The 19,297-nt window shown below is 68.7% G+C and carries 21 protein-coding genes; 8 read left to right on the forward strand and 13 right to left on the reverse strand.

Annotated elements, in window-relative coordinates:
- Positions 1-105 precede the first annotated feature (105 nt).
- The 5 genes from BAY61_RS14485 (at position 106) to BAY61_RS14505 (ending at position 4,328) form a co-directional block, all read left to right on the forward strand.
- The gene (locus BAY61_RS14485) at positions 106-876 is read left to right on the forward strand and encodes an IclR family transcriptional regulator (protein ID WP_245866094.1); all 771 of its coding nucleotides are present in this window, start codon (positions 106-108) and stop codon (positions 874-876) included.
- A 155-nt stretch (positions 877-1,031) separates the two neighbouring features.
- Positions 1,032-1,325 (forward strand): DUF6191 domain-containing protein, encoded by a 294-nt coding sequence (locus BAY61_RS14490; RefSeq protein ID WP_091798276.1) that lies wholly within the window; start codon positions 1,032-1,034, stop codon positions 1,323-1,325.
- A 127-nt stretch (positions 1,326-1,452) separates the two neighbouring features.
- The gene (locus BAY61_RS14495; protein WP_338061448.1) at positions 1,453-2,208 is read left to right on the forward strand and encodes a class I SAM-dependent methyltransferase; all 756 of its coding nucleotides are present in this window, start codon (positions 1,453-1,455) and stop codon (positions 2,206-2,208) included.
- Positions 2,209-2,332: 124 nt separating this feature from the next.
- On the forward strand, positions 2,333-3,691 hold the full coding sequence (locus BAY61_RS14500) for an MFS transporter (RefSeq protein ID WP_091798281.1): 1,359 nt from the start codon (positions 2,333-2,335) through the stop codon (positions 3,689-3,691).
- A gap of 130 nt (positions 3,692-3,821) precedes the next feature.
- Entirely contained in the window at positions 3,822-4,328 is a 507-nt protein-coding gene (locus BAY61_RS14505) for a DUF6194 family protein (RefSeq protein ID WP_219341112.1), read from the forward strand.
- Between the two features lie 52 nt (positions 4,329-4,380).
- Here BAY61_RS14505 and BAY61_RS14510 read toward each other — a convergent pair whose 3' ends face one another.
- Complete coding sequence (locus BAY61_RS14510; protein WP_110057646.1) at positions 4,381-5,706, reverse strand: haloacid dehalogenase-like hydrolase; 1,326 nt, start codon at positions 5,704-5,706, stop codon at positions 4,381-4,383.
- 110 nt (positions 5,707-5,816) lie between these two features.
- Between BAY61_RS14510 and pdxR the strand changes: the two genes are divergently transcribed.
- Complete coding sequence (gene pdxR, locus BAY61_RS14515) at positions 5,817-7,196, forward strand: MocR-like pyridoxine biosynthesis transcription factor PdxR (protein WP_091798285.1); 1,380 nt, start codon at positions 5,817-5,819, stop codon at positions 7,194-7,196.
- Here the strand turns inward: pdxR and BAY61_RS14520 are convergent.
- From BAY61_RS14520 to BAY61_RS14530, 3 genes are all read right to left on the reverse strand, one after another.
- Positions 7,183-7,800: a LysE family translocator gene (locus BAY61_RS14520; protein ID WP_091798287.1), complete on the reverse strand. Its 618-nt coding sequence runs from the start codon at positions 7,798-7,800 to the stop codon at positions 7,183-7,185. The two genes, pdxR and BAY61_RS14520, sit on opposite strands and share 14 nt — an antisense overlap.
- A gap of 89 nt (positions 7,801-7,889) precedes the next feature.
- Positions 7,890-8,543 (reverse strand): enoyl-CoA hydratase/isomerase family protein, encoded by a 654-nt coding sequence (locus tag BAY61_RS14525; RefSeq protein ID WP_091798290.1) that lies wholly within the window; start codon positions 8,541-8,543, stop codon positions 7,890-7,892.
- 2 nt (positions 8,544-8,545) lie between these two features.
- On the reverse strand, positions 8,546-9,214 hold the full coding sequence (locus BAY61_RS14530) for a TetR/AcrR family transcriptional regulator (RefSeq protein ID WP_091798292.1): 669 nt from the start codon (positions 9,212-9,214) through the stop codon (positions 8,546-8,548).
- Between the two features lie 93 nt (positions 9,215-9,307).
- On the opposite strand from BAY61_RS14530, the gene BAY61_RS14535 reads away from it, so the two are divergent.
- The gene (locus BAY61_RS14535) at positions 9,308-9,976 is read left to right on the forward strand and encodes a GNAT family N-acetyltransferase (protein ID WP_245866096.1); all 669 of its coding nucleotides are present in this window, start codon (positions 9,308-9,310) and stop codon (positions 9,974-9,976) included.
- A 75-nt stretch (positions 9,977-10,051) separates the two neighbouring features.
- On the opposite strand, the gene BAY61_RS14540 is transcribed toward BAY61_RS14535, so the two are convergent.
- Both BAY61_RS14540 and BAY61_RS14545 read right to left on the reverse strand, forming a co-directional pair.
- Positions 10,052-10,672 (reverse strand): hypothetical protein, encoded by a 621-nt coding sequence (locus BAY61_RS14540; protein WP_143021329.1) that lies wholly within the window; start codon positions 10,670-10,672, stop codon positions 10,052-10,054.
- A 319-nt stretch (positions 10,673-10,991) separates the two neighbouring features.
- On the reverse strand, positions 10,992-11,561 hold the full coding sequence (locus BAY61_RS14545) for a TetR/AcrR family transcriptional regulator (protein WP_091798296.1): 570 nt from the start codon (positions 11,559-11,561) through the stop codon (positions 10,992-10,994).
- Positions 11,562-11,628: 67 nt separating this feature from the next.
- Here BAY61_RS14545 and BAY61_RS14550 point away from each other — a divergent pair, with 67 nt between their 5' ends.
- Positions 11,629-13,146: an MFS transporter gene (locus BAY61_RS14550; protein ID WP_091798298.1), complete on the forward strand. Its 1,518-nt coding sequence runs from the start codon at positions 11,629-11,631 to the stop codon at positions 13,144-13,146.
- On the opposite strand, the gene BAY61_RS14555 is transcribed toward BAY61_RS14550, so the two are convergent.
- Genes BAY61_RS14555 through BAY61_RS14585 form a run of 7 tightly spaced genes read right to left on the reverse strand, consistent with a single transcriptional unit; the run spans position 13,134 to position 19,290 of the window.
- The gene (locus BAY61_RS14555) at positions 13,134-14,045 is read right to left on the reverse strand and encodes an amidohydrolase family protein (RefSeq protein WP_091798300.1); all 912 of its coding nucleotides are present in this window, start codon (positions 14,043-14,045) and stop codon (positions 13,134-13,136) included. The genes BAY61_RS14550 and BAY61_RS14555 overlap by 13 nt on opposite strands.
- Complete coding sequence (locus tag BAY61_RS14560; protein WP_091798303.1) at positions 14,042-15,208, reverse strand: vWA domain-containing protein; 1,167 nt, start codon at positions 15,206-15,208, stop codon at positions 14,042-14,044. The genes BAY61_RS14555 and BAY61_RS14560 overlap by 4 nt, the downstream gene beginning before the upstream one ends.
- Positions 15,201-16,079, reverse strand: coding sequence for an AAA family ATPase (locus BAY61_RS14565; RefSeq protein WP_091798305.1), 879 nt, complete (start codon positions 16,077-16,079; stop codon positions 15,201-15,203). Before BAY61_RS14565 ends, BAY61_RS14560 begins: the two co-directional genes overlap by 8 nt.
- Positions 16,076-16,378, reverse strand: coding sequence for an EthD family reductase (locus tag BAY61_RS14570; protein ID WP_091798307.1), 303 nt, complete (start codon positions 16,376-16,378; stop codon positions 16,076-16,078). Before BAY61_RS14570 ends, BAY61_RS14565 begins: the two co-directional genes overlap by 4 nt.
- A 7-nt stretch (positions 16,379-16,385) precedes the next feature.
- Positions 16,386-17,408, reverse strand: a complete 1,023-nt coding sequence (locus BAY61_RS33790) for a xanthine dehydrogenase family protein molybdopterin-binding subunit (RefSeq protein WP_091798310.1) — start codon at positions 17,406-17,408, stop codon at positions 16,386-16,388.
- A gap of 2 nt (positions 17,409-17,410) precedes the next feature.
- Positions 17,411-18,796, reverse strand: a complete 1,386-nt coding sequence (locus tag BAY61_RS33795) for a xanthine dehydrogenase family protein molybdopterin-binding subunit (protein ID WP_091798312.1) — start codon at positions 18,794-18,796, stop codon at positions 17,411-17,413.
- A complete protein-coding gene (locus tag BAY61_RS14585; protein WP_091798315.1) occupies positions 18,793-19,290 on the reverse strand; it encodes a (2Fe-2S)-binding protein in 498 nt (165 codons plus the stop codon). Before BAY61_RS14585 ends, BAY61_RS33795 begins: the two co-directional genes overlap by 4 nt.
- Positions 19,291-19,297: the final 7 nt, after the last annotated feature.

Raw genomic sequence — 19,297 nt, forward strand, 5'->3', positions numbered from 1 at the left:
GGACGTGTCCTGACCGGTGGTGCGGGTAGCCGGACCACCGGAGCGCTTGTTCTCTGACCTTAGCCAGACTGTTCCGCACAACGCAAAGATTGCTAGGATCATTCTGTGGAGCGGAAAACTGACCCTTACCGCGTGGAGGCCGTCGACCGCGCGCTGATCCTGCTCTCGCTGCTCGCGGAGCGGGGCGACCTCAGCGTCACCGAGGCGGGGAAAGCGCTGGGCGTGGCGCCCTCGACGGCACACCGGCTGCTGTCCACGCTGTGCCACCGCGGCTTCGCCGTCCACGACGACCGCAGGAGGTACGGGCTCGGTCCCTCGGCGGCGGCCCTGACGGTGGCCTGGCGATCGCCGCCGTTGCCGGACCGGGTCCGGCCGCACCTGGAATACCTCTTCGCGCAGGTGTCCGAAACCGTGCATCTCATGGTGCTGACCGGTTCGGACGTTCGCTTCGCCGACGGTATCGAGAGCGCCCGGCCGCTCAGGGTGGGACTGCGGACGGGCGCGAGGATGCCCGCCTACTGCACCTCCGGTGGCAAGGCGATGCTCGCGGACCTGACCCCGGAGCAGGTCGAGGCTCTGCATCCGGATGGCCTCACGCCGTGGCCGGTTGAACGCATCCACGACCTGGGCGCGCTGCACACCGAGCTTCGGGAAGTACGCGGCAAGCGGTTCGGCCTCAACCACGACGAGAGCGAACCCGACGTCACCGCGATCGGCGCGTCCATCGGGATCATCGGAGGCGAGCACGCCGCGCTGACCGTCGCCTTGCCCTCGACGCGCTTCGCCGTCTCCGACACCGAGCACATCGCCGCCGTGCTGCTCGCGGCGTGCCGGGACGTCAGGGGCGCGCTCGGCGCGGCCGACGTCCCGGACTGAGGGCCCGCGAGTCCCCCGCCCAGCCCGCCGAGATCCGCACTCAGGGCGGCGAGATCCGCGCCCAGGATGGCGAGATCCGCGTTCGGCCCGCCGCGCTCGCGGGGAACCACCGCCGAGCAAGACTCGTTGCGCAGCGCACGGGTCTTGTCGAAACGGTGCTCGCGTGGAGCATTCCCGGCGGAGTGCTGCTGGTGACGGCGGTCGGCGGGTACGAGCTGTGGCGCAAGCGGCGCCGCAAGCAGCTCGGTACCCCGCTCGCCGCGACCTACATCGACGAGTTCACCGCCATGTTCTACGGCACGAAGCGGATGGAGCTCGACCACCGCGACTCGATGTCGATGATGCGCGAGGACGACGCGCAGGGCGCTCCTCCGCGTCACGGCGTCGACCTGGAGCGGGGCGTCGTCGTACTCCGCGCCGGTGACCTGGGTCGCGGCCACACCGGCTGAGCGACCACGGCGTCGGCAACGCGAACGCGCGACTCGGTGACCTGAGTGCGGAAGTCGTCGGCCTGAGCGCGGAACTCGCCTCCACCCGGTCGGGGCGTTGTTGCCTTCGCGTGGCGGGAGTGGGACCGTGATCTCGGCTCGCGAGCGGGAGGACACCACAATGGGTGCCGAGACGGCGTGGGGACGACCGGAACTACCGCCCAACACCAATTACCGTGAGCACAGGGACCGGTTGATCACGCTGGGCACCGACGAGGTGTTCGGTTACATCCACCGGCACAACCTGTGGGCGAGTGACGAATCGGTGTCTGGTCAGGGATCCGAGGAAGCCGCGACGCGGCGGCTGCGCGCCGCGATCCCCGCCTTGCTGCGCGAGAAGGGGATCAGCTCGATCGCCGATGTACCATGTGGCGACTTCGGCTGGCTCAGCGGCACCGACCTCGGTGTCGAGCACTACTTCGGCGCCGACATCGTGCCGGCACTCGTCGAGCGCAACCGGCGCCGGTTCGCGGGCGACCGGCCGGCCCGCCGGTTCGAAGTTCTCGACCTTACCGTAGGTCCACTGCCCACAGTGGACCTGGTGCTGTGCAGGGATTGCCTTGTGCACCTCACGTTCGCGCAGGCGATCGCCGCATTGCGCACGATCGCCGACAGCGGAGCGCGGTACCTGCTGACCACGACGTTCCCCGGCTTGGCTGTCAACGTCGACGCCGAGACGGGGGACTGGCGCCCGCTGAACCTCCAGCGGCCTCCGTTCGGGTTCGGCGAACCTGATGCGCTCATCGTCGAGGGCTGCCGCGAAGGCGCGGGCAGCTACGCCGACAAGGCCCTCGCGCTGTGGCCGGTGCGGGCGCTGATCCCGGCGCTGGACCGCGCGGCGTAGCCCCGGCGGGCGGGTCCGCCTCCGTACGGGGCTTCCGCGAACGGCGCCCGCGTGATCGACTTGCCGGGGCCGGGGCGCGTGTCCCCGGCTCCGGCAAGTGTCCACTCGAACAACGGAGTTCGCCATGAGCACGCCAGCAGAGTCGGCAAGCCAGCCCGGCACACAACCTTTCTCGCGGCCGGGGGACGAGAACAGAAAACTGACGCGCGACGAGCGCAAGGTGCTGGCGAGCACGCTCGCGGGAACGACCATCGAGTGGTACGACTTCTTCATCTACGCGCAGGCGGCCAGCCTCGTGCTGGGGCCGTTGTTCCTCGCGCCGGTCAGCGACGCCTCTCCGGGCCTCGCCACCGTCATCTCCTTGGCGACCATCGGGATCAGCTTCCTGTTCCGGCCGCTCGGCGCGATCGTGGCTGGGCGCTTCGGCGACCGGCTGGGGCGCAAGCGGATGCTGGTCTTCACACTTGTGCTGATGGGCGCGGCGACCGCGCTGATCGGAGCCCTGCCCACCTACGCCGACATCGGTGTTCTGGCGCCGATCGCGCTGATCCTGCTGCGGATCGTGCAGGGCTTCTCGGCGGGCGGCGAATGGGGCGGTGCCGCGCTCATGGCCGTCGAGCACGCGCCGAGGTCGCGAAGGGGCCTGTTCGGTGCCTACCCGCAGATCGGTGTTCCCATCGGGCTCATCATGGCGACCGGAATGCTGTGGCTCGTCACGAGCGTGACCAGCCAGGAGCAGTTCCAGCAGTGGGGATGGCGAGTGCCGTTCCTGTTCTCCGTCGTCCTGATCCTCGTCGGCTACCTGATCCGCCGTTCCGTCGAGGAAAGCCCCATCTTCAAGGAGATGCTGGCGCGAAAGAAGGAATCCTCGGCACCGCTTCGCGACCTGTTCGCCCGCGACTGGAAGCAGGTCCTGCTGACCGCGCTGATCTTCGTCGCCAACAACGCGGCGGGCTATCTGGTGATCGCCTTTTTCATCGCCTACGGGACCGAGAGCCTGGACTTGCCGAGGCCGTGGGTGTTGCTGTCCATTGTGGTCGCTTCAGTGGGCTGGCTGGTCTTTTCCCTCTATGGAGGGCTGTTGTCCGACCGGATCGGCAGGGTGCGCACCTTCCAGATCGGCTACGCGCTGATCTTCGCGTGGATGATCCCGCTGTTCCTGCTGATCGAGACCAGGAACATCCTGCTGTTCGGTGTCGCGATCTTCCTGCTCTCGATCGGGCTCGGCCTCTCCTACGGTCCGATGTCGGCCATGTACGCCGAGATGTTCCCCGTCGCGGTGCGGTATTCGGGAGTGTCGATCGGGTACGCGCTTGGCGCGATTCTCGGCGGTGCCTTCGCGCCCACGATCGCGGAGATCCTGATGCAGGCGACGGACTGGTCGGTGTCGATCGCGCTCTACATCATGGTGCTGTGCGTGATCTCGTTCGCGGCGGTGTCGTGCGTCAAGGAGCCGAAAGGCACCGATCTGGGCGTCCGGTGATTCGAGCGCGATTGAGGGTTGTCGCACGATCACGCTGGTTGCTTCGGCGAGCATTCGGAAAAGGTTCACTGGGTACTTCAATGAGAAACTTGAAGGGTCGGTATCTGGTCTACGAGAGGTTTCGCCACTGATGAACGATGCATGGAAGGGGCCGGACGCGGCGCGGCGCTATATCGCCGCAACGCTGCCGGGGGTCGTCGCCGAGAACGGTGAGGGGGACAGCGCGGGAGACACGTTCTTCAGTTTCTGTCCCGACGGTGTCCTGCGGAAGGATCGCTGGACGCCGTTCGCCACGATCGTCACCGGCGACACCTACGATTCGGTGTCCGGGTTGTCCGAAGAGGGTGCCTACCGGCTCAACATCGGCCTGCCCAAAGCGGTCTATACCGGCCGGTTCGGCGCACCACCCGCAGAGCGGGACGCCGAAGGTGTGCTCGACACCGGATGGGACTACTCGGTACGCGACGCGGTGATGCCCCATCCGCATTACGCGAGCCAGTACTGGGTGTGCGTTGTCAATCCTGGGCCCGAAACCTGGGCTGACATCCGTGAACTTCTGGACGAGGCGTACCGGTTCGCCGAGCGCAAGCACGCCAACACCGTGGCGCGGCAAGCGGCCTCCGAAGCGGGGGATTGACCTATGACCGCCTCACATGGAGTCCACAGTGGACTCCATGTGAGGCTCGCCGTCAGTCTCCGTATACCGTGTCGGCCTGGTCGCCGATGATGGTGCCGTCCTCACGCTGGACAGGTCCGAGTGAGCCGTCGGGATTGACGAAACCCGTCGTCGAGCACGGGTAGGGCGTTGCCTTCTCCGGAAGCGGCTCGATGAACATCGGGTTGATCAGCCAGCGCCGGTCGGCGTTGTCGTAGGCCTTGCACATGACCTCGTTCTGGTTGCGGTTGATCACCAGATGGGCCGCCGTCGCGTCCTCGACGATGGAGACGTCGGTGTTGGCGTCGCCCGCGGCGATCGCGGGCCGGTCGGCCGGTGCCTGCCGCTCCCACGCCTCGGGGCCGGTGATGCCGAAGACCTCCTGGTTGAGCCAGCACCGCTTGCCCTCGATGTAGGGAATGCTCTCGCCCTTGCCGTCAGGTTCGCCTCCGCAGCCCTTGATGGTCGTGCTGATCCTGCCCGCGTCGTCGAGAACGTTGCGGATGGCGATGACGTGGTCGGCGCCGATCCCGATCCCCTCGGCCCACGGGACCGTGACCGGGGTCGCCCCGGCCGAGTCGATCCACACGTCGAATCCGGCTTCGCGCAAAGTCGAGATCAGGTCGGTGATCTGCGGGTAGTAGCGCGCCCACGCGTGCACCTCGTGGCTGCCCACCCGCTGGGTCGCTCCCTCCGGCGCCGCGAGCGCCGCACGCCGCGAAGCCAGCGCGATGGCATTGACCTCGGCTTCGGTGTGCCCCGCGAACAACTGCGGAACCCAGGCGTACTGCGGCAGGGTGCGGCGGCTGTTCCAGTCACCCTCGAACGCGTCCTCCCCGCTCATCAGCGCGGCGTCTTTCCTGATGGAGAAGATCTCGTCGGCGCAAGCGGGCGTGCTCGACGTCGGCAGCGGCGACCCGACGGGAACATCGGTGCCGCACGCCTCGGTGAGGGTGCGCACCGCGTTCGCGGTCAGCCACGGGCTGGTGTCGGCCCAGTCGGCTGGCCGCAGGATTTCGTCGTGGTTGATCGCCCACGCGATCGCGAGGTCGGTGATGTCGTTCTTGGTGACCGTGTTGTCCCAGTCGAATACGGCGACCGGCCGCTCGCCCTCGCGCGGCACCGAACAGTGCCCGAGCCTGTTGATCACACGTTGCAGTTTCTGCCGGTTGTGGCCGTGCCAGTCGAGATCGCGGTCCAGTTGCGGGCAGTGCGCGTGACCGGCCTCCGAGAAGGGGGCCTGCTCGGCCGCACCGGCGGGCACGGACAGTGCCGTCAGTGTGGTCAGGGCCGTGACCACGGCGGCGAGGAGGGCGGCAACCCTCCGTGCCCTGCCGGTTCTGGGGCGCTGGGTTCGCATGGAATGGACTCCTTTGTCCTCGGCGGATGACGTCCCGGTCGGTAGTGGTACATACCATGCCGGGAGGGTTTCCCGCGCGGTCACGGGCCGGGGATGGAATCGTGTACCGCATGGCCGGCGCGGATTTCCTCCAGCTCGATCCTGGCCAGTCCCCGCGCAACGGCCGCACGGCCTGGCTTGCCGAACGACTGCGCATCGCGGTCGCCGACGGCACGCTGGGCCCCGGAACCCGGCTGCCCGCGACGAGGGTCCTCGCCGACGAACTGGCCATGGCGCGTGGCACGGTCGTCGAGGCCTATCGGAGGCTCGCCGAGGAAGGGCTGCTCGTCACCAATCGCGGCGGTGGAACGATCGTCGCCGATCCGGTCACCGGCCCGCCCGCCCTGCGCGAGTCCCCGGTGTCCCGGCCCGGCGCCGTCGACATCTCGTCGGGTATGCCCGACCTGACGGCGTTTCCGCGCGCGGCCTGGCTGAAGGCCGAGCGGAGTGTGTTGTCCTCGGCGACCCAGCGCGAACTCGGATACACCGATCCGCGGGGTGCCGGAAAGCTGCGCGAGGCGCTGGCCGGCTGGCTCGGCCGAAGTCGCGGTGTCGCCGCCGATCCCGGCCGGATCATCGTCACCGCGGGTGTGGCGGGAGCCCTCAGCCTGCTCGCGCAGGTGCTGCGGCGGCACGGCGTCACCACCTGGGCGGTCGAGGACCCAGGGGCCGACGGCAACCGCCGCGTCCTCGGACACTGGCTGGACCACCTCGTGCCGGTCCCCGTCGACGGGCACGGACTCGACGTGTCCGCGCTCGCCGAAAGTGGTGAGCGGGCCGTGCTGGTCACCCCCGCGCATCAGTTCCCGACCGGCGTCGTGCTGTCTCCTTTCCGTCGCCGTGAGTTACTGGCCTGGGCCGAGCGGGCAGGCGGCGTGGTGATCGAGGACGACTACGACGCCGAGTACCGCTACGACCGCGCGCCAGTCAGGGCGTTGCAGGCCACCGCGCCCGACCGGGTCGCGCACGTCTCCAGCCTTTCGAAAGTCCTCGCCCCCGCGCTGCGCCTCGGCTGGCTCATCGCCCCTCCCGCGCTGCACGACGACCTGGTCCATCTCCGGTGGGCGACCGATCTCGGCTCGCCCACCCTGCCTCAACTCGCGCTCGCCCAGTTGATCGAGACCGGTTCCCTTGAGCGGCACCTGCGCACGCTGCGTAGGCGGCACCAGGCCCGCAGGGACGCCGCCGTCGCGGCGATCCGGCGTTACCTGCCAGGCTGCGCCGTCGAGGGCGTCGCGGCCGGTCTTCACCTCGTCGTCAGGCTCCCGGCCCGGCTCGACGACACCGACATCGCCGCCCGCGCCCTTGAGGCGGGTATCGCGGTGCATCCGCTGTCCCATCACCGGTTCGCGCCGGGACCGCCCGGCCTCGTCATCGGTTACGGCCCGCACCCCGCGCCGCGTCTGGAACGCGCCATCGCGACGCTCGGAACCATCGTCAGCGCGGAGTGAAGGCCAGCAGCATCGCCAGCGCCACGAACGAGAGGCCGAAGACCTGGCCGATCCGGCCCATCACCCCGGGCTTGCCGACGACATACGAGCGCAGCCAGGCCGCACAAGCGCCGTATATACCGAAGACCACCAGTGTCACCACCATGAACGCCGCCCCGAGCATCGCCATCCGGACCGTCGCGCCGGGACTGGCAGGATCGACGAACATCGGAAGGAACACGAAGAAGAACAGCGTCAGCTTGGGGTTGAGCAGGTTCACCAGCACCGCGCCGCCGATCGTCCTGCCTGCCGACGAGCTTCGTTCACCGTCCTCCAGTCCGGGAGCCAGCACGCCACGCTGATGCCACGTGCCCCAGGCCATGTACAGCAGATAGCCGACCCCGAGCCACTTCATCACCTCGAAGGCCACCGGGCTCGCCGCGAGCACCGCCGCCGTGCCCGAAAGCGCGAGCACCAGGTGCGGCAACGCCCCGAGCGCGCACCCCACGGCGGCCAGCTGTCCCATCCGTACCCCGCGCGAAAGTCCCGCCGCGATGGTGAACAGCGCGCCGGAACCCGGTGTGGCCGTCACGACGAACGACGTGATCCAGAAATCCAGTCCCACGGTTCCACTGTTCGTGCCGGCCGCGGCGAGGCGAAGGGCCAAGTCACGACCGTCGGCATGGACCAAACGTCAGCCGCTTCCCGCCCGGCTCACGACCGCAAGGCCGCGGCGGCCGAGGAGAACATCGTGGTCTTGATGGCGCCGAGAGTGCCGCGATCCTTGCCCGCTCGCTCGCCGGCGCGCTCGACGGCCCGCTCCAGCAGGTCCGCCTCGCTCGCGGTCTCGTCGACGAGCCCCAGTTCGCGCGCGTGCTCACCGCCGAAGCGCCGTGCCGTGGTCATCGAGGCCACGGCAGCCGAGGGAGTGAGCTTGCACTGGATGAGCGCGGCCATGCCGGGGGTGAACGGGATGTTGATGTCGGCCTCGGGGAAACAGAAGAAACCCCGGTCGGCGCGCATCACGCGATGATCGTGTGCCATCGCCAGCATCGCGCCCGCGCCGAACGCGTGCCCGTTGACGGCGGCGACCGTCGGAACCGGCAGGGTCAGCATTCTGGCGAGCAGTTCGTGTACCGCGGTGACATACCCTTCGGCGTCGTCGCCGTGCGCGGCGAGCCATTCGAGATCGAGGCCGTTGGAGTAGAACTTTCCCGTTCCGCGCGTGACGAGCGCGGCGGCATCGGTTCCGGAGGTCACCGTGTCGAGCAGGGAGTGCGTCTCGCTCAGCCAGTCAGGCGTGAACCGGTTCTCGTCGTCGCCGAAGTCCAGTACGTACACCGGTTCCCTTTGCTGCAATGTGGGCATGATCAGTCCTTTGTGGTCGGTTGTTTCCTCGTGGTGGCCGGACGGCGGGGGAGGGGCGGCGGTGGCACGGTGAGTACCGCGCGAACAGCGGCGGCCAGCCGCTCGCGAAGTCGTTGCGGCACCGGGCGGGTTTCCGCGCCGGTGAGTGCTCCGCGCAGGAGGGCGGAAGGCAGATCGACGACGCACGTGGTCATGACCTCGACCGCGGCACCGTCGCGCCGGTTCCACACGGTCTCGGAAAGGCCGACCAGCAGTGAGACCAGTCTGGCGTCGATGCCGATGAGCTCATCGGCGAGTTCGGCCGGCAGCCGGGGACCCAGCAGCCGGTCCCTTTCGACGGTGAGCAGCATCCGCGCCGCAGCGCTCCTGCGCTCGGCGAACTCGGCCGGTGCCAGCGCCGCGGCGACCACCGCGGCGCTGGGGTCTTCGGCTCCCGTCTTCGCGCGATCGGCCAGTTCGCGTTGGAGGTCGAGGAAGTCGTTGGCGGCGCGGAGCCAGGTGCGGGCCAGAACGGCGCCAAGCGAACCGAACGCGTGATAGATCGTCCCGTTCGGCACACCGGCCGCCGAGGCCAGCTCCCTGACGGTCACGCGATCCGCGCCGACATCAGCCACGAGCCGCTCCGTGGTGTCGAGCAGGCAGGACAGATCGTGAACGCGGGGCCGGGGCACGAACCGTACAGTAACAGAGCGGCTGCTCCATTACTGTGCGCGGGGCAGTGGATCACCGTTCCGCCCGGCTGTGAGAATGAGCGCGCTACGAATGTGCCGGACAAGGGGGTAATCGACGTGGTGGAGATCCGCACGTACACCGAAGCCGACCGCCAGCGCATGCGAGCCCTGTTCGCCCGCGCCGGCGAGGGCTCGCCGACCGAGTCGTTGTGGGGGCACGTCGAGTCGGAAGCCGCGATCTACCTCCATCCCTACCTCGATCTTGAGCCGGATTCGGTGTTGCTCGCGGTCGGCGACGACGGCGAGCTGACCGGTTATCTCACCGGATGTCTCGACACGGCCCGGTTTCCCAGCGAATCGAAGCGCATGGAACGGGCCATCAAGGAATACCGCCTCGTGTTCAAGCGGTCGACGGCGAAGTTCTTCGCGACGGCGGCTTTCGACGGCATCACGGGCCTGGTCCGGCGACAGCCTGGCGCCGGCGAACTGTCCGACCCGAGGTGGCCCGCGCACCTGCACATCAACGTCCAGCCGGACGCGCGGGGGACGGGCGCTGCCGACGGGCTGATGAACACGTGGCTACAGAAACTGCGGGAGACCGGTTCGGCGGGCTGTCATTTGCAGACGCTGTGTGAGAACACGAGGGCCGTGCGGTTCTTCGAGCGCATGGGCTTCGTCAAGCACGGACCGACGCCACTCGTGCCGGGCATCCGGTATCGGGGAAGGCGGCTCCATCAGCAGACGATGGTCTGGAATCCCTGAGCCGTTCCCTCACCGTCCATGATGGACAGTGAGGGAACCTCCGCCGCCGTGCGCGTTCCACGGCGGCGCTCCGGGTCAGCGCGGTGGCTGACCATGGGGCGGGTACTGACCTTGTTGACCCTGCTGGATCTGTTGACCATATGGGCCGGGCTGGGCGTAGGGTCCCGGCTGGGCGTAAGGACCGGGATGGCCGTACTGGCCCGGCTGGGGATAGCCCTGCTGGCCGGGTCCGCCCTGTGGCATCGGCTGCTGGACGCCGGGAGGCGGGCCGAAACCCTGTGGCGCGGGGTTCGGTGACCACGCCGCTCCGCCGGGGCCACCCTGCGGGGCACCCATGGGCTGCGGCTGCTGCTGACCGAAGGGTGGCGGCGCGGCAGCGGCGTACTCCCGCGCGGCGAGTTGCTCGGCGCTCACCTTCTTCTTGCGGAAGTTGAAGAACGTCCACACGCCGGAGCCGACGGCGAGCGCGGAACCACCCGCGACCATCCACCATCCCGTCGAGGTGTTGTCGCTCTGCTGCTCCTCCATGGAGCGTTCGGCCCTCGTGGTGCCGTTCTTGGTCTCCTCGCAGATGTCTCCCGCCGACATCTCCTGGCTGCCGCACATGACGCGGTCGTCGTTCAGCATCACGATTCCGCCGATGAGCAGGCCGATTCCGACGAGTATCCCGATAATCGACTGTAGGCGCTCCTTCATCAATTTGGCATTGACGGCACGCGCGGTGCGCGTATGCGCCTGTGAAACGTTCACGAATGTCCCTCCAGTGTGTTCAGACGGGACACCTTAACCGCCGCCCCCACGCGGTGGTGCCGGTCTTCCGGAATCGGGCGGATCGCTTGCGTCACAACGATCACGCACCGCACCGAAGGTGCCGCCCTACCGGCACACGGTAATCGGCACTCGGTGTGCTCTCGCGCCGGGGTTGAGCAGTCCGATTTCGTCATCGCCTCACGAACAACAGCCCACACAAAAGGGATGAAACGCGCGCGTTGTCGGCATTGGACTGCCGAGTTCGCTACCGCGCGCCGAGCAATGCCCGTAGCCCCGCGACGATGTCCGGCCCGCCCGGCGTGGCCTCGGGCCGGACGAGCGCCTGCACCGTGTACCCCATGACGAGCGCGTGCACGGCGGCTCCCGCGGTGTGCTTCTGCTCTTCGGTCACGTCCTCGCGGGGCACGTCGAGCAGGATCGAGGCGAACGAGGTCCACGCGTCGTCGAACCCTGCTGCCATCGAGTCGTGCATGTGCTCGTCGAATTCGGACTGTGCGATGGCCTGGATGTTGGCGACGAGCAGATCGCGGTCGCCCGGGATGGCGGCGAGAAGCTGGCCGAGTACCGCCTCCAGCCGCCCCGCCGGGTCCTCCGGCTCCGCGGCCCGCGCCGCCGATTCCACCTTGTCGCCCCATTCGCTGGTCGCCTCGATGAGGGCGGTGCTCATCAGGTTGTCCTTCGACCCGAAGTGATAGCCGATCGAGGCGAGATGGGCACCGGAGGCCGCGGCGATGTCCCGGGCGGTGGTATTGCCGTAGCCCTTCTCGACGAGGCAGCGTTTGGCACCGGCCAGCAGATCGTCACGTTGGCTCATGGTGCCAGCCTAACGCCTTGACGTACGTACGTTTGACGGGTGATTTGTACGTACGTACGATCTAGTCATGGATTCCACGCCACCCTCGCGCGCCTCGGCCAGACAGTGGTCGGCGCTCGCGGTGCTGCTGCTGCCCGCTCTGCTGACCTCCATGGACATTTCGGTGCTTTTCGTCGCCGCTCCGGCGATCACCGAGGCATTGGAGCCCAGCGCCACGCAATGGCTGTGGATGATGGACAGCTACGGCTTCGTCATGGCGGGCTTGCTGATCACGATGGGCAGCCTCGGCGACCGCGTCGGCCGAAGGAAGGTCCTGCTCGTCGGATCAGTGCTGTTCGGGGCCGCGTCCGCGCTGGTCGCGTTCGCCTCCAGCGCGGAACTGCTCATCGCGGGAAGGGTTCTGCTCGGCATCGGTGCCGCGACACTCGCGCCATCGACCCTTTCGCTCGTTCGCGACCTGTTCCCCGACGAACGACAACGGCGCGTCGCGGTGGGCGCGTGGACGACGGCCTTCACCGGAGGTGCCGTCGCGGGCCCGATCGTCGGTGGCATTCTGCTGGAGAACTTCTGGTGGGGTTCGGTTTTCCTCATCAACATTCCGGTGATGCTGATGTTGCTGCTCGTGGTTCCCTTCCTGGTACCGGAGTCGGCACGCTCGTCCCACGCGGGGTTCGACCTCGCGGGCGCGGCGACATCGCTCGTGGCGATTCTCGCGCTCGTCTTCGCGGTGAAGAACCTGACGGAGCACGGACTCGATGCCACGACCGTCGCGGTGGGCGTGCTCGGCGTGCTGTTCCTCGTCGTGTTCCTGCGCGGGCAGCGATCGGCGACGGCACCGCTGATCGACGTGTCGCTCTTCCGCGACGCCGCCTTCACCGCCGCGGTCGGCTCCGGCCTTGTCGTCTCCTTCGCGGCCGCCGGGCTGGGCCTGCTCGCCTTCACCTTCCTGCAGACCGTCCACGACCTCGGCCCGCTCGCCGCGGCCCTGCACGCGTTGCCCACCTTCGCCGGCACCTTCGCCGGCGCGGTCCTCGGCGCGGGCCTCGCCGGGAAAGTCCGCCCCGGAGTGCTGTTGTGCACGGGGTTACTGATCGGCGCGGCGGGTTTCTGTGTCGTCGGTTCGCTCAGCCCCACCACGCCGGTCGTGGTGTTCATCGCCGGCTACACCGTGCTCACCCTCGGGGTCGGCATCGTCGGCACACTGGCCAACTCGCTCGTGCTGGGGACCGCCCCCGCGCACAGGGCGGGCGCCGCGGCCGGGATCTCGGAGACCAGCAACGAACTCGGCGCCGCACTGGGGATCGCGGCACTGGGCACCGTGTCGGCCACCGTCTACAAGAACGGTGTCGGCCAGGAACTGTCGTTCCTGCCGCCGGAGGCCACCGAGACCGTCACGGCCACCGTTCAGGCCGCCGACGTGCTCGCCGAGCCGGAAGCGGCCGACGTTCGCTCGCTCGCGTTCGACGCCTTCACGAGCGGAGTGAACGTCGCGGCGTTCTCGGCGGCGGGAGTACTGGCTGTCGTCGCCGTGCTGGCCGCGCTGGCGCTGCGCCGCACGAAAGTGCCTGCCGGTCACAGCCGGTAGACGCGCCGGGCGGTCTCAGCGAATACCGCACGCCTGGTTTCCTCGGGATAGCGCGACAGCGATCGTTCCCACGCCGCGACGAGCGGCGGCAGCGAGGTCCAGATCTTCTCGACGGGAAAGTTGGTGCCCCACAGGCAACGGCCCGCACCGAAGAGGCGAAGGCACGTGTCGGTCACGAGATCGATCAGGTCCGGATCGACCCTGTGCACGAAGGTTCCCTGCCCGGTGAGCTTGACGACGACGTTGGGTACCTCGGCCAGCAAGGAGAGCCCGCTTTCCCACTCGGCGACCGTGGCCTCGCCGGTACCGGTCGGCATCCCGGCGTGCACGAGCACGAAGGTCGTGCCGGGGAACCTGGCCGCGAACCGGGCCGCTGCCCGCATTTGCGGAGCGAAGACCTGGAGTTCGAACACCCAGTCCCACTCGGAGAGCAGCCCGATGTTGCGCAGGAATACCGGATCGGCCATGCGGTCGGGACCGGAGGCGAACCGGAACTCCGGCCGGTCGTGCCAGTGCAACTGCAACCGGGTTCCTCTCATGAGCGGAGTCGTCGCGGCCTGCCTGCGCAGAACCTCACCCGCTTCGGCGTCGAAAAGGTCGGCCGAGCCGACGACCGCCGAAGGCCAGCCCCATTCGGCGTGCACGTCGCGCAGCCACTCCACTTCCTCGACCGACCGCGCCGGCGGCCAGTTGGCCTGGACGTACACCGACCGGCCGATCCCGCACGCGCCTGCCTCCGCGATGTACTCACCCGCGAGATAGTCGCGCCGGATCGGTTCGTAGGGCCCGAAGATACGCGGGACCATCGGACCGGAAAGCCACGGCAGATCGGCTTTGCGCCACAGGTGGTGGTGGGCGTCGATCTTCTCGAATCCGCCTTGTGGTTCTTCCGCTGTCATCGGTACCTCCCCGGGTGAGCCGGCCGCCAATCCCGGAGCGCCTCGCGCCGGGGGCGCGCGCGGACACCGGGAAGATGGCGCAGTTCGGCGAGCGCCGTCGGCAGGTCGCCTACGCCGCCGAGGTGGTCGAGCCAGGGAAGCACCCCCGCGATCCCGCGCGTGACGGGCCGGTATCCGGGCGAACAAGCCAGCGGCGACCACCACAGCAGCCGGTGCCCGAGGAGCGACAACCGCCGCGCCCGGCGCAGCATCAGGTCACAGTCACCGCGTTCGAGCCCGTCGGACACGACGATCACCACCGCGCCCCTCGCCAGTGAGAGAAACCGGGGATTGGCGACGAACTCGTCGAGCGCGCCGCCGATCGCGGTGCCACCGTCGACATCGGACACCGCGTGCGCGACCGCCGCCAGCGAACGGCCGGTGTCGGGGTGGGCGAGTGCCGTGGTGACCCTCGTCAGCCGTGTGCCGAAGGTGAACACCTCGGCCCTGCCTTCGGCGCGGACCGCGGTGTGCGCGAGCCGCAGCAGATCGGGGGTGTGCTGTTTGACCGAACCGGACACGTCCACCAGCAACAGCACCGGCCGGTTGCGCGGCGGCCTCACTTCGCGGCGCAGGTACACGATCTCACCACCGGTGCGGCGGGCCAGCCGCGCGGTGGCCCGCAACGCGAGTGTGCCGCGCGAGCGGGAGAGGCGACGCCGCCGGGATCGTGTCGTGGGAAGGGCACGCGGCCATTCCGCTTCGAGCGCGCGAAGCAGCCTCGCCCGATCGCCGGTGGCACCGAACGCGCGCGTGCGCGTGACCGTGTCCGCTCCGGCGCGCGCTCCGCCGCCGAGTACGGCCTCGTCCACGGGCGGTTCACCGGTGTCCTGGCCTCGTGGAGCGGGAACCCCCGTACTTCCGTGCCCGGCAGGGTCGGCGGGTTCTTCCCTGAGCATCCAGGAGCCGAAAACCGCGTCGAAAGCCGGTATCAGGCCGACGTCGTCGACGAGGGTCAGCCGTGCTCGCCAGTACAGGGCCACCGCGTCACGGGGAGCCGAGACGGCGAGCGCGCGGAAGAAGTCCTCCGTCCGCGCCGGGGAGACGGCAAGCCCCTCCGCGCGCAGCGCGCCGAGGAAACCCCACAGCAGCTCGCGCACCCCGTCCCGGGCAGGGTCACGCATCGCCGAACAACTCCGTTGCCTTGGCGGCGAGCAGCCTGGTGTCCTCCTCGTCCTTGACGAGCAGGCCGAGCGCCGCGCGCATGGCCGGTGGCCACGCGGCGCCGTCCGCGACGAGTGCCGCCCCGCCCCTCGCCCATTCCACCGTCTCCGCGATCCCTGGGCGCTTGAGCAACGGCAGGTTCCGCACCGAGGTGACAGCGCGGACGAGCCGGTCGGCCGCCTCGGCATCCAGGCCCGGCACGTGCGCCGCCAGTATCGATCTTTCCCTTTCCTGCCCGGGAAAGTCGATCCAGTGGTAGAGGCAGCGGCGTTTCAGCGCACCGTGTAGTTCCCTGGTGCGGTTGGAGGAGAGCACGACGAACGGCTTCCGCCGCGCGGTGAGCGTGCCCAGCTCCGGGATCGTGATCTGGAAGTCTCCGAGGAATTCGAGCAGGAACGCCTCGAACTCGCTGTCGGCGCGGTCGATCTCGTCGATCAGCAACACCGTGCCTTGGTCGGAGGTCACCGCCCGCAGCAACGGCCTTGCCAGCAGGAACCGCTCCGAGTAGAGGTCGTCGGCGGTGCCCTCGGCCGTTCCGGCCTCGGCCTCGCGGATGCGCAGCAACTGCCGTGGGTGGTCCCATTCGTAGAGCGCCTGCGCGGAATCGAGTCCTTCGAAGCATTGCAGCCTGATCAGCGGCCTGCCGAGCACCGGGGCCATGACGCTGGCCAGTTCGGTCTTCCCGACGCCCGGTTCGCCCTCCAGCAGCAACGGCTTGCCGAGCCGCAGCGCGAGGTGGACGGCCGTCAGCAGTCCTTCGTCGGCGAAGTAGCCCTGTTCCGACAGCAGTCCGGCCAGGCGATGCTCGTCGAGCGATTCGGGTGCCGTCACAACTGCTCGTACTCGGTGGTGAGCAGGTGAACGCGCCGCGAGGTGTGCGCGGCGGCGTCGGCCGCTGCCGCCTTGCCGTGCTCGGAGCCGAACGCGGCGGCCCTGGCGGGCTCGTCGTCGAAGTAGAGCGCGTTGACCGAGTCGAACGCGGCGTCCTCGCCCTCGCTGACACTCACCGTGTACTTGCGGAGGCCGGGCAGTTTCCTGGCGAATTCGACGTGCTCCTCGACGACCCACCGCGCGAAGTCCTCCTTGGACAGTCCGTCCGCGCGCTTGAGCAACGACATGACCTTCAGCATGGCGGTCCTACCTTTCGTCCGGTTCGCTTCGGTTTCGAAGTGCGTCGATACCGCGCAGCACGCGCTCCGGCGTGAAGGGCATCGAGGTGAGGCGAACGCCGCAGGCGTCGAAAATGGCGTTGGCGATCGCGGGAATCGGGGCATTGGCCGTCATCTCGCCGATCCCCTTCGCTCCGAACGGCCCGTTGTCCGAAGGCCGTTCGAGGAACACGCTGTGCTGTACCGGAATGTCGGCCGCGCCGGGCATAAGGTATTCGGCGAAGTCGCGAGGACCATGCGCGCGCGAGGGGTAGTAGGGTTCCGTCGTCTCGAACAGCGCGTGCGAGATCCCCATCCACGCGCCTCCCTCCACCTGCTGCGTGGCGAGCGCCGGGTTGAGCGCGCGGCCGACCTCGTAGGTGTTGTACATCTCCAGTACCTCGACGACACCGGTCTCGTCGTCGACCCCGACGACGGCGACGGTGCACGCGTGTGCCTGGCACGAATCGGGATCCATCTCGCCCGTTTCCGGAACGGGTTCGCTCTTCTCCTTGAGATAGATTCCTCGCCCCGAGAGGGTGCGGCCGTGCGTGAAGTGCGCGGCCATGGCCAGATCGGTGATGTGGATGCGTTTCTCGGCAGCGCCCTTCACCGCGATGTAGCCGGTTCCGTCCGTGTCGAGGTCCGCGGCGTCGACCTCCAGTTCCTCTGCGGCCACGGCGAGCATCGCCTCCCTCGCCTCGGTGGCCGCCATGATCACCGCGTTGCCGACCCGGTGGGTCCCCCTGCTCGCGAAGGTGCCCATGCAATGCGGTCCCGTGTCCGTGTCGGCCGTGTCGACGAGGATGTTCTCGAACGGCAGCCCCAGTGTCTCCGCCGCGCACTGGGCGACGACGGTCTTGAGGCCCTGTCCGAGGTCCACGGAGGACAGTGAGAGTACGAAGGTTCCGGTCGTGGTGGAGTGAATGAGGGCCTGCGAGGGATCGCCGCCGAGGTTCATGCCCGTCGGGTAGTTGACAGCGGCGTAGCCGCGCCCGGTGAGGATCGCCATCGCTAAGCCCCTTCCCGCCGCCGTGCCGACGACATGCGCAGGTACTCCTCCGGCAACGGGTGCTCGACGAGTTCAGCGGCCCTCTGAATCACCTCGACGAGCGCGGTGCCCTCGGCGATCTTGCGGTGTGCCTTGAGATCGCCGTCGCGGTAGGCGTTGCGCAGCCGCAGGGCGAGCGGATCCATGCCGAGCCGCCTCGCGACCGTGTCCATGTGGGACTCCAGCGCGAAGTCGGCGATCGTGACGCCGAAGCCGCGCATGGCGCTGGAGGGCGTGCGATTGGTGAACACGCAGTGACAATCGATCCAGACGTGCGGAATGGTGTAGGGCCCCGGAAGGTGGGCGGCGGCTTTCGTCGTTCCGTAGGGAGAATGCCGGGAGTAGGCACCGGAGTCGACGAAGAGCGTGACCTTGCGGCCGATGATGTCGCCGTTGTCGAGTACGGCGTCGGTGATGTAGATGCGCTCGGCGGCGCGCGGTGAGGAAACCCGCATCTCCTCGTGTCGCGTGTAGACGAACCGCACCGGCCTCGCCGTCAGCATCGCCGCGACACACGCGACCGGCTCGACCACGACGTCCACCTTGCCGCCGAACCCGCCCCCGACGGTCCCGCCGACGAGGCGAAGAGTGTTGAACGGCGCCTTGAGGATGAGCGCGGTGTTGTCGAGGGTGAAGAAACAGGCTTGCGTGTCGGAGTGGATGCGCAGCCTGCCATCCGGTTGCGGCACGACGATACAGCCGGTGGTTTCCACGGGTGCCTGTTCGATGGGCGCGGAATCGTAGCGGGAGGCAATGACGTGGTCGGCGCGGGCGAACGCGGTGCCGGTGTCACCGAGACGCACGCGTCGACAGTGATGTCCCTCGTACTCGAAGTAGTTGTGCCCGTGGTACTCGTTGACAAGCGGCGCGCCGTCGGCGAGCGCTTCCTCGACGTCGAAGACGGCCGGAAGGTCCTCGTAGCCGACGACGATCGCGGCGGCACCGGCGCGGGCCGCGGCTTCGGTCTCGGCGACGACGGCGCAGATCGGCTCGCCGAGATACCGGACGACGTCCTCGGCCAGCACCGGTTCGTCGTCCGGTTCGACGCCGATGAGCTTCAGCGGCGTGTAGAGGTTGTTGGGGATGTCGGCGTGGGTCAGAACGCGGACCACGCCGGGCACCGCGTAGGCGCCGGTCACGTCGACGCTTGCCAGCCTCGCGTGGTGACGGGCGGAACGGTGCATCGTCAGGTGCAGCAGGCCGGGCGGCAGGTGGTCTTCGAAGAACTCGGTGCGCCCGGTGACGTGCCCGAGCGCGTCGGAGCGCTGGACGGGCGAGCCGACGACGTGGAGATCGTCGCGGCGCCGGTCGGCGAAGAAACCGGTGTCGACGGGCGTCGTGCGGGTCATGGTGTCCCTCCGGCCGCGCGCAGCCGTGCCGCCGTCATGATCGCCTCGACGATGGGCTGGTAGCCGGTGCACCGGCAGACGTTGCCGCACATCGCCTCCATGACGTCGGCTCTTCCGGGTTCGGGCTCGGCCGACAGCAGCGCCTCGGCCGCCATGATCATCCCTGGCGTGCAGAACCCGCACTGGGTGGCGAAGCCGTCGAGGAACGCCTGCTGTATCTCGTCGAGATCGTTGCCCTTGGCGACGCCCTCCAGCGTCTCGACGGTGCTCGCGTCGATGGTTTCCACGGCCAGCAGGCAGGACAGCACCGCTTTTCCGTCGACGAGTACCGTGCAGCTTCCGCAACTGCCCTGCCCACAGCCGCGTTTCGCCGAGGTCAGGCCGAGTTTCTCGCGTAGCGCGGTCAGCAGCGAACCGCAGGGCGGGGTGAGGAATTCGCGCTGACGTCCGTTGACGACGAGCGTGACGACCCGGGCTGGCGGGGGAGGGGGCACGGTGGAT

This window comes from Prauserella marina (assembly GCF_002240355.1).
Lineage (GTDB): Bacteria > Actinomycetota > Actinomycetes > Mycobacteriales > Pseudonocardiaceae > Prauserella_A > Prauserella_A marina.

What these genes read in the sequence shown, in the direction of transcription:
- BAY61_RS33795 (WP_091798312.1), bottom strand. Translation starts at nt 18,796, where the DNA reads ATGACCCGCACGACGCCCGTCGACACCGGTTTCTTCGCCGACCGGCGC.
- BAY61_RS14510 (WP_110057646.1), bottom strand. Translation starts at nt 5,706, where the DNA reads ATGCGAACCCAGCGCCCCAGAACCGGCAGGGCACGGAGGGTTGCCGCC.
- pdxR (WP_091798285.1), top strand. Translation starts at nt 5,817, where the DNA reads ATGGCCGGCGCGGATTTCCTCCAGCTCGATCCTGGCCAGTCCCCGCGC.
- BAY61_RS33790 (WP_091798310.1), bottom strand. Translation starts at nt 17,408, where the DNA reads ATGGCGATCCTCACCGGGCGCGGCTACGCCGCTGTCAACTACCCGACG.
- BAY61_RS14540 (WP_143021329.1), bottom strand. Translation starts at nt 10,672, where the DNA reads ATGAAGGAGCGCCTACAGTCGATTATCGGGATACTCGTCGGAATCGGC.
- BAY61_RS14505 (WP_219341112.1), top strand. Translation starts at nt 3,822, where the DNA reads ATGAACGATGCATGGAAGGGGCCGGACGCGGCGCGGCGCTATATCGCC.
- BAY61_RS14545 (WP_091798296.1), bottom strand. Translation starts at nt 11,561, where the DNA reads ATGAGCCAACGTGACGATCTGCTGGCCGGTGCCAAACGCTGCCTCGTC.
- BAY61_RS14570 (WP_091798307.1), bottom strand. Translation starts at nt 16,378, where the DNA reads ATGCTGAAGGTCATGTCGTTGCTCAAGCGCGCGGACGGACTGTCCAAG.
- BAY61_RS14525 (WP_091798290.1), bottom strand. Translation starts at nt 8,543, where the DNA reads ATGCCCACATTGCAGCAAAGGGAACCGGTGTACGTACTGGACTTCGGC.
- BAY61_RS14555 (WP_091798300.1), bottom strand. Translation starts at nt 14,045, where the DNA reads ATGACAGCGGAAGAACCACAAGGCGGATTCGAGAAGATCGACGCCCAC.
- BAY61_RS14550 (WP_091798298.1), top strand. Translation starts at nt 11,629, where the DNA reads ATGGATTCCACGCCACCCTCGCGCGCCTCGGCCAGACAGTGGTCGGCG.
- BAY61_RS14560 (WP_091798303.1), bottom strand. Translation starts at nt 15,208, where the DNA reads ATGCGTGACCCTGCCCGGGACGGGGTGCGCGAGCTGCTGTGGGGTTTC.
- BAY61_RS14500 (WP_091798281.1), top strand. Translation starts at nt 2,333, where the DNA reads ATGAGCACGCCAGCAGAGTCGGCAAGCCAGCCCGGCACACAACCTTTC.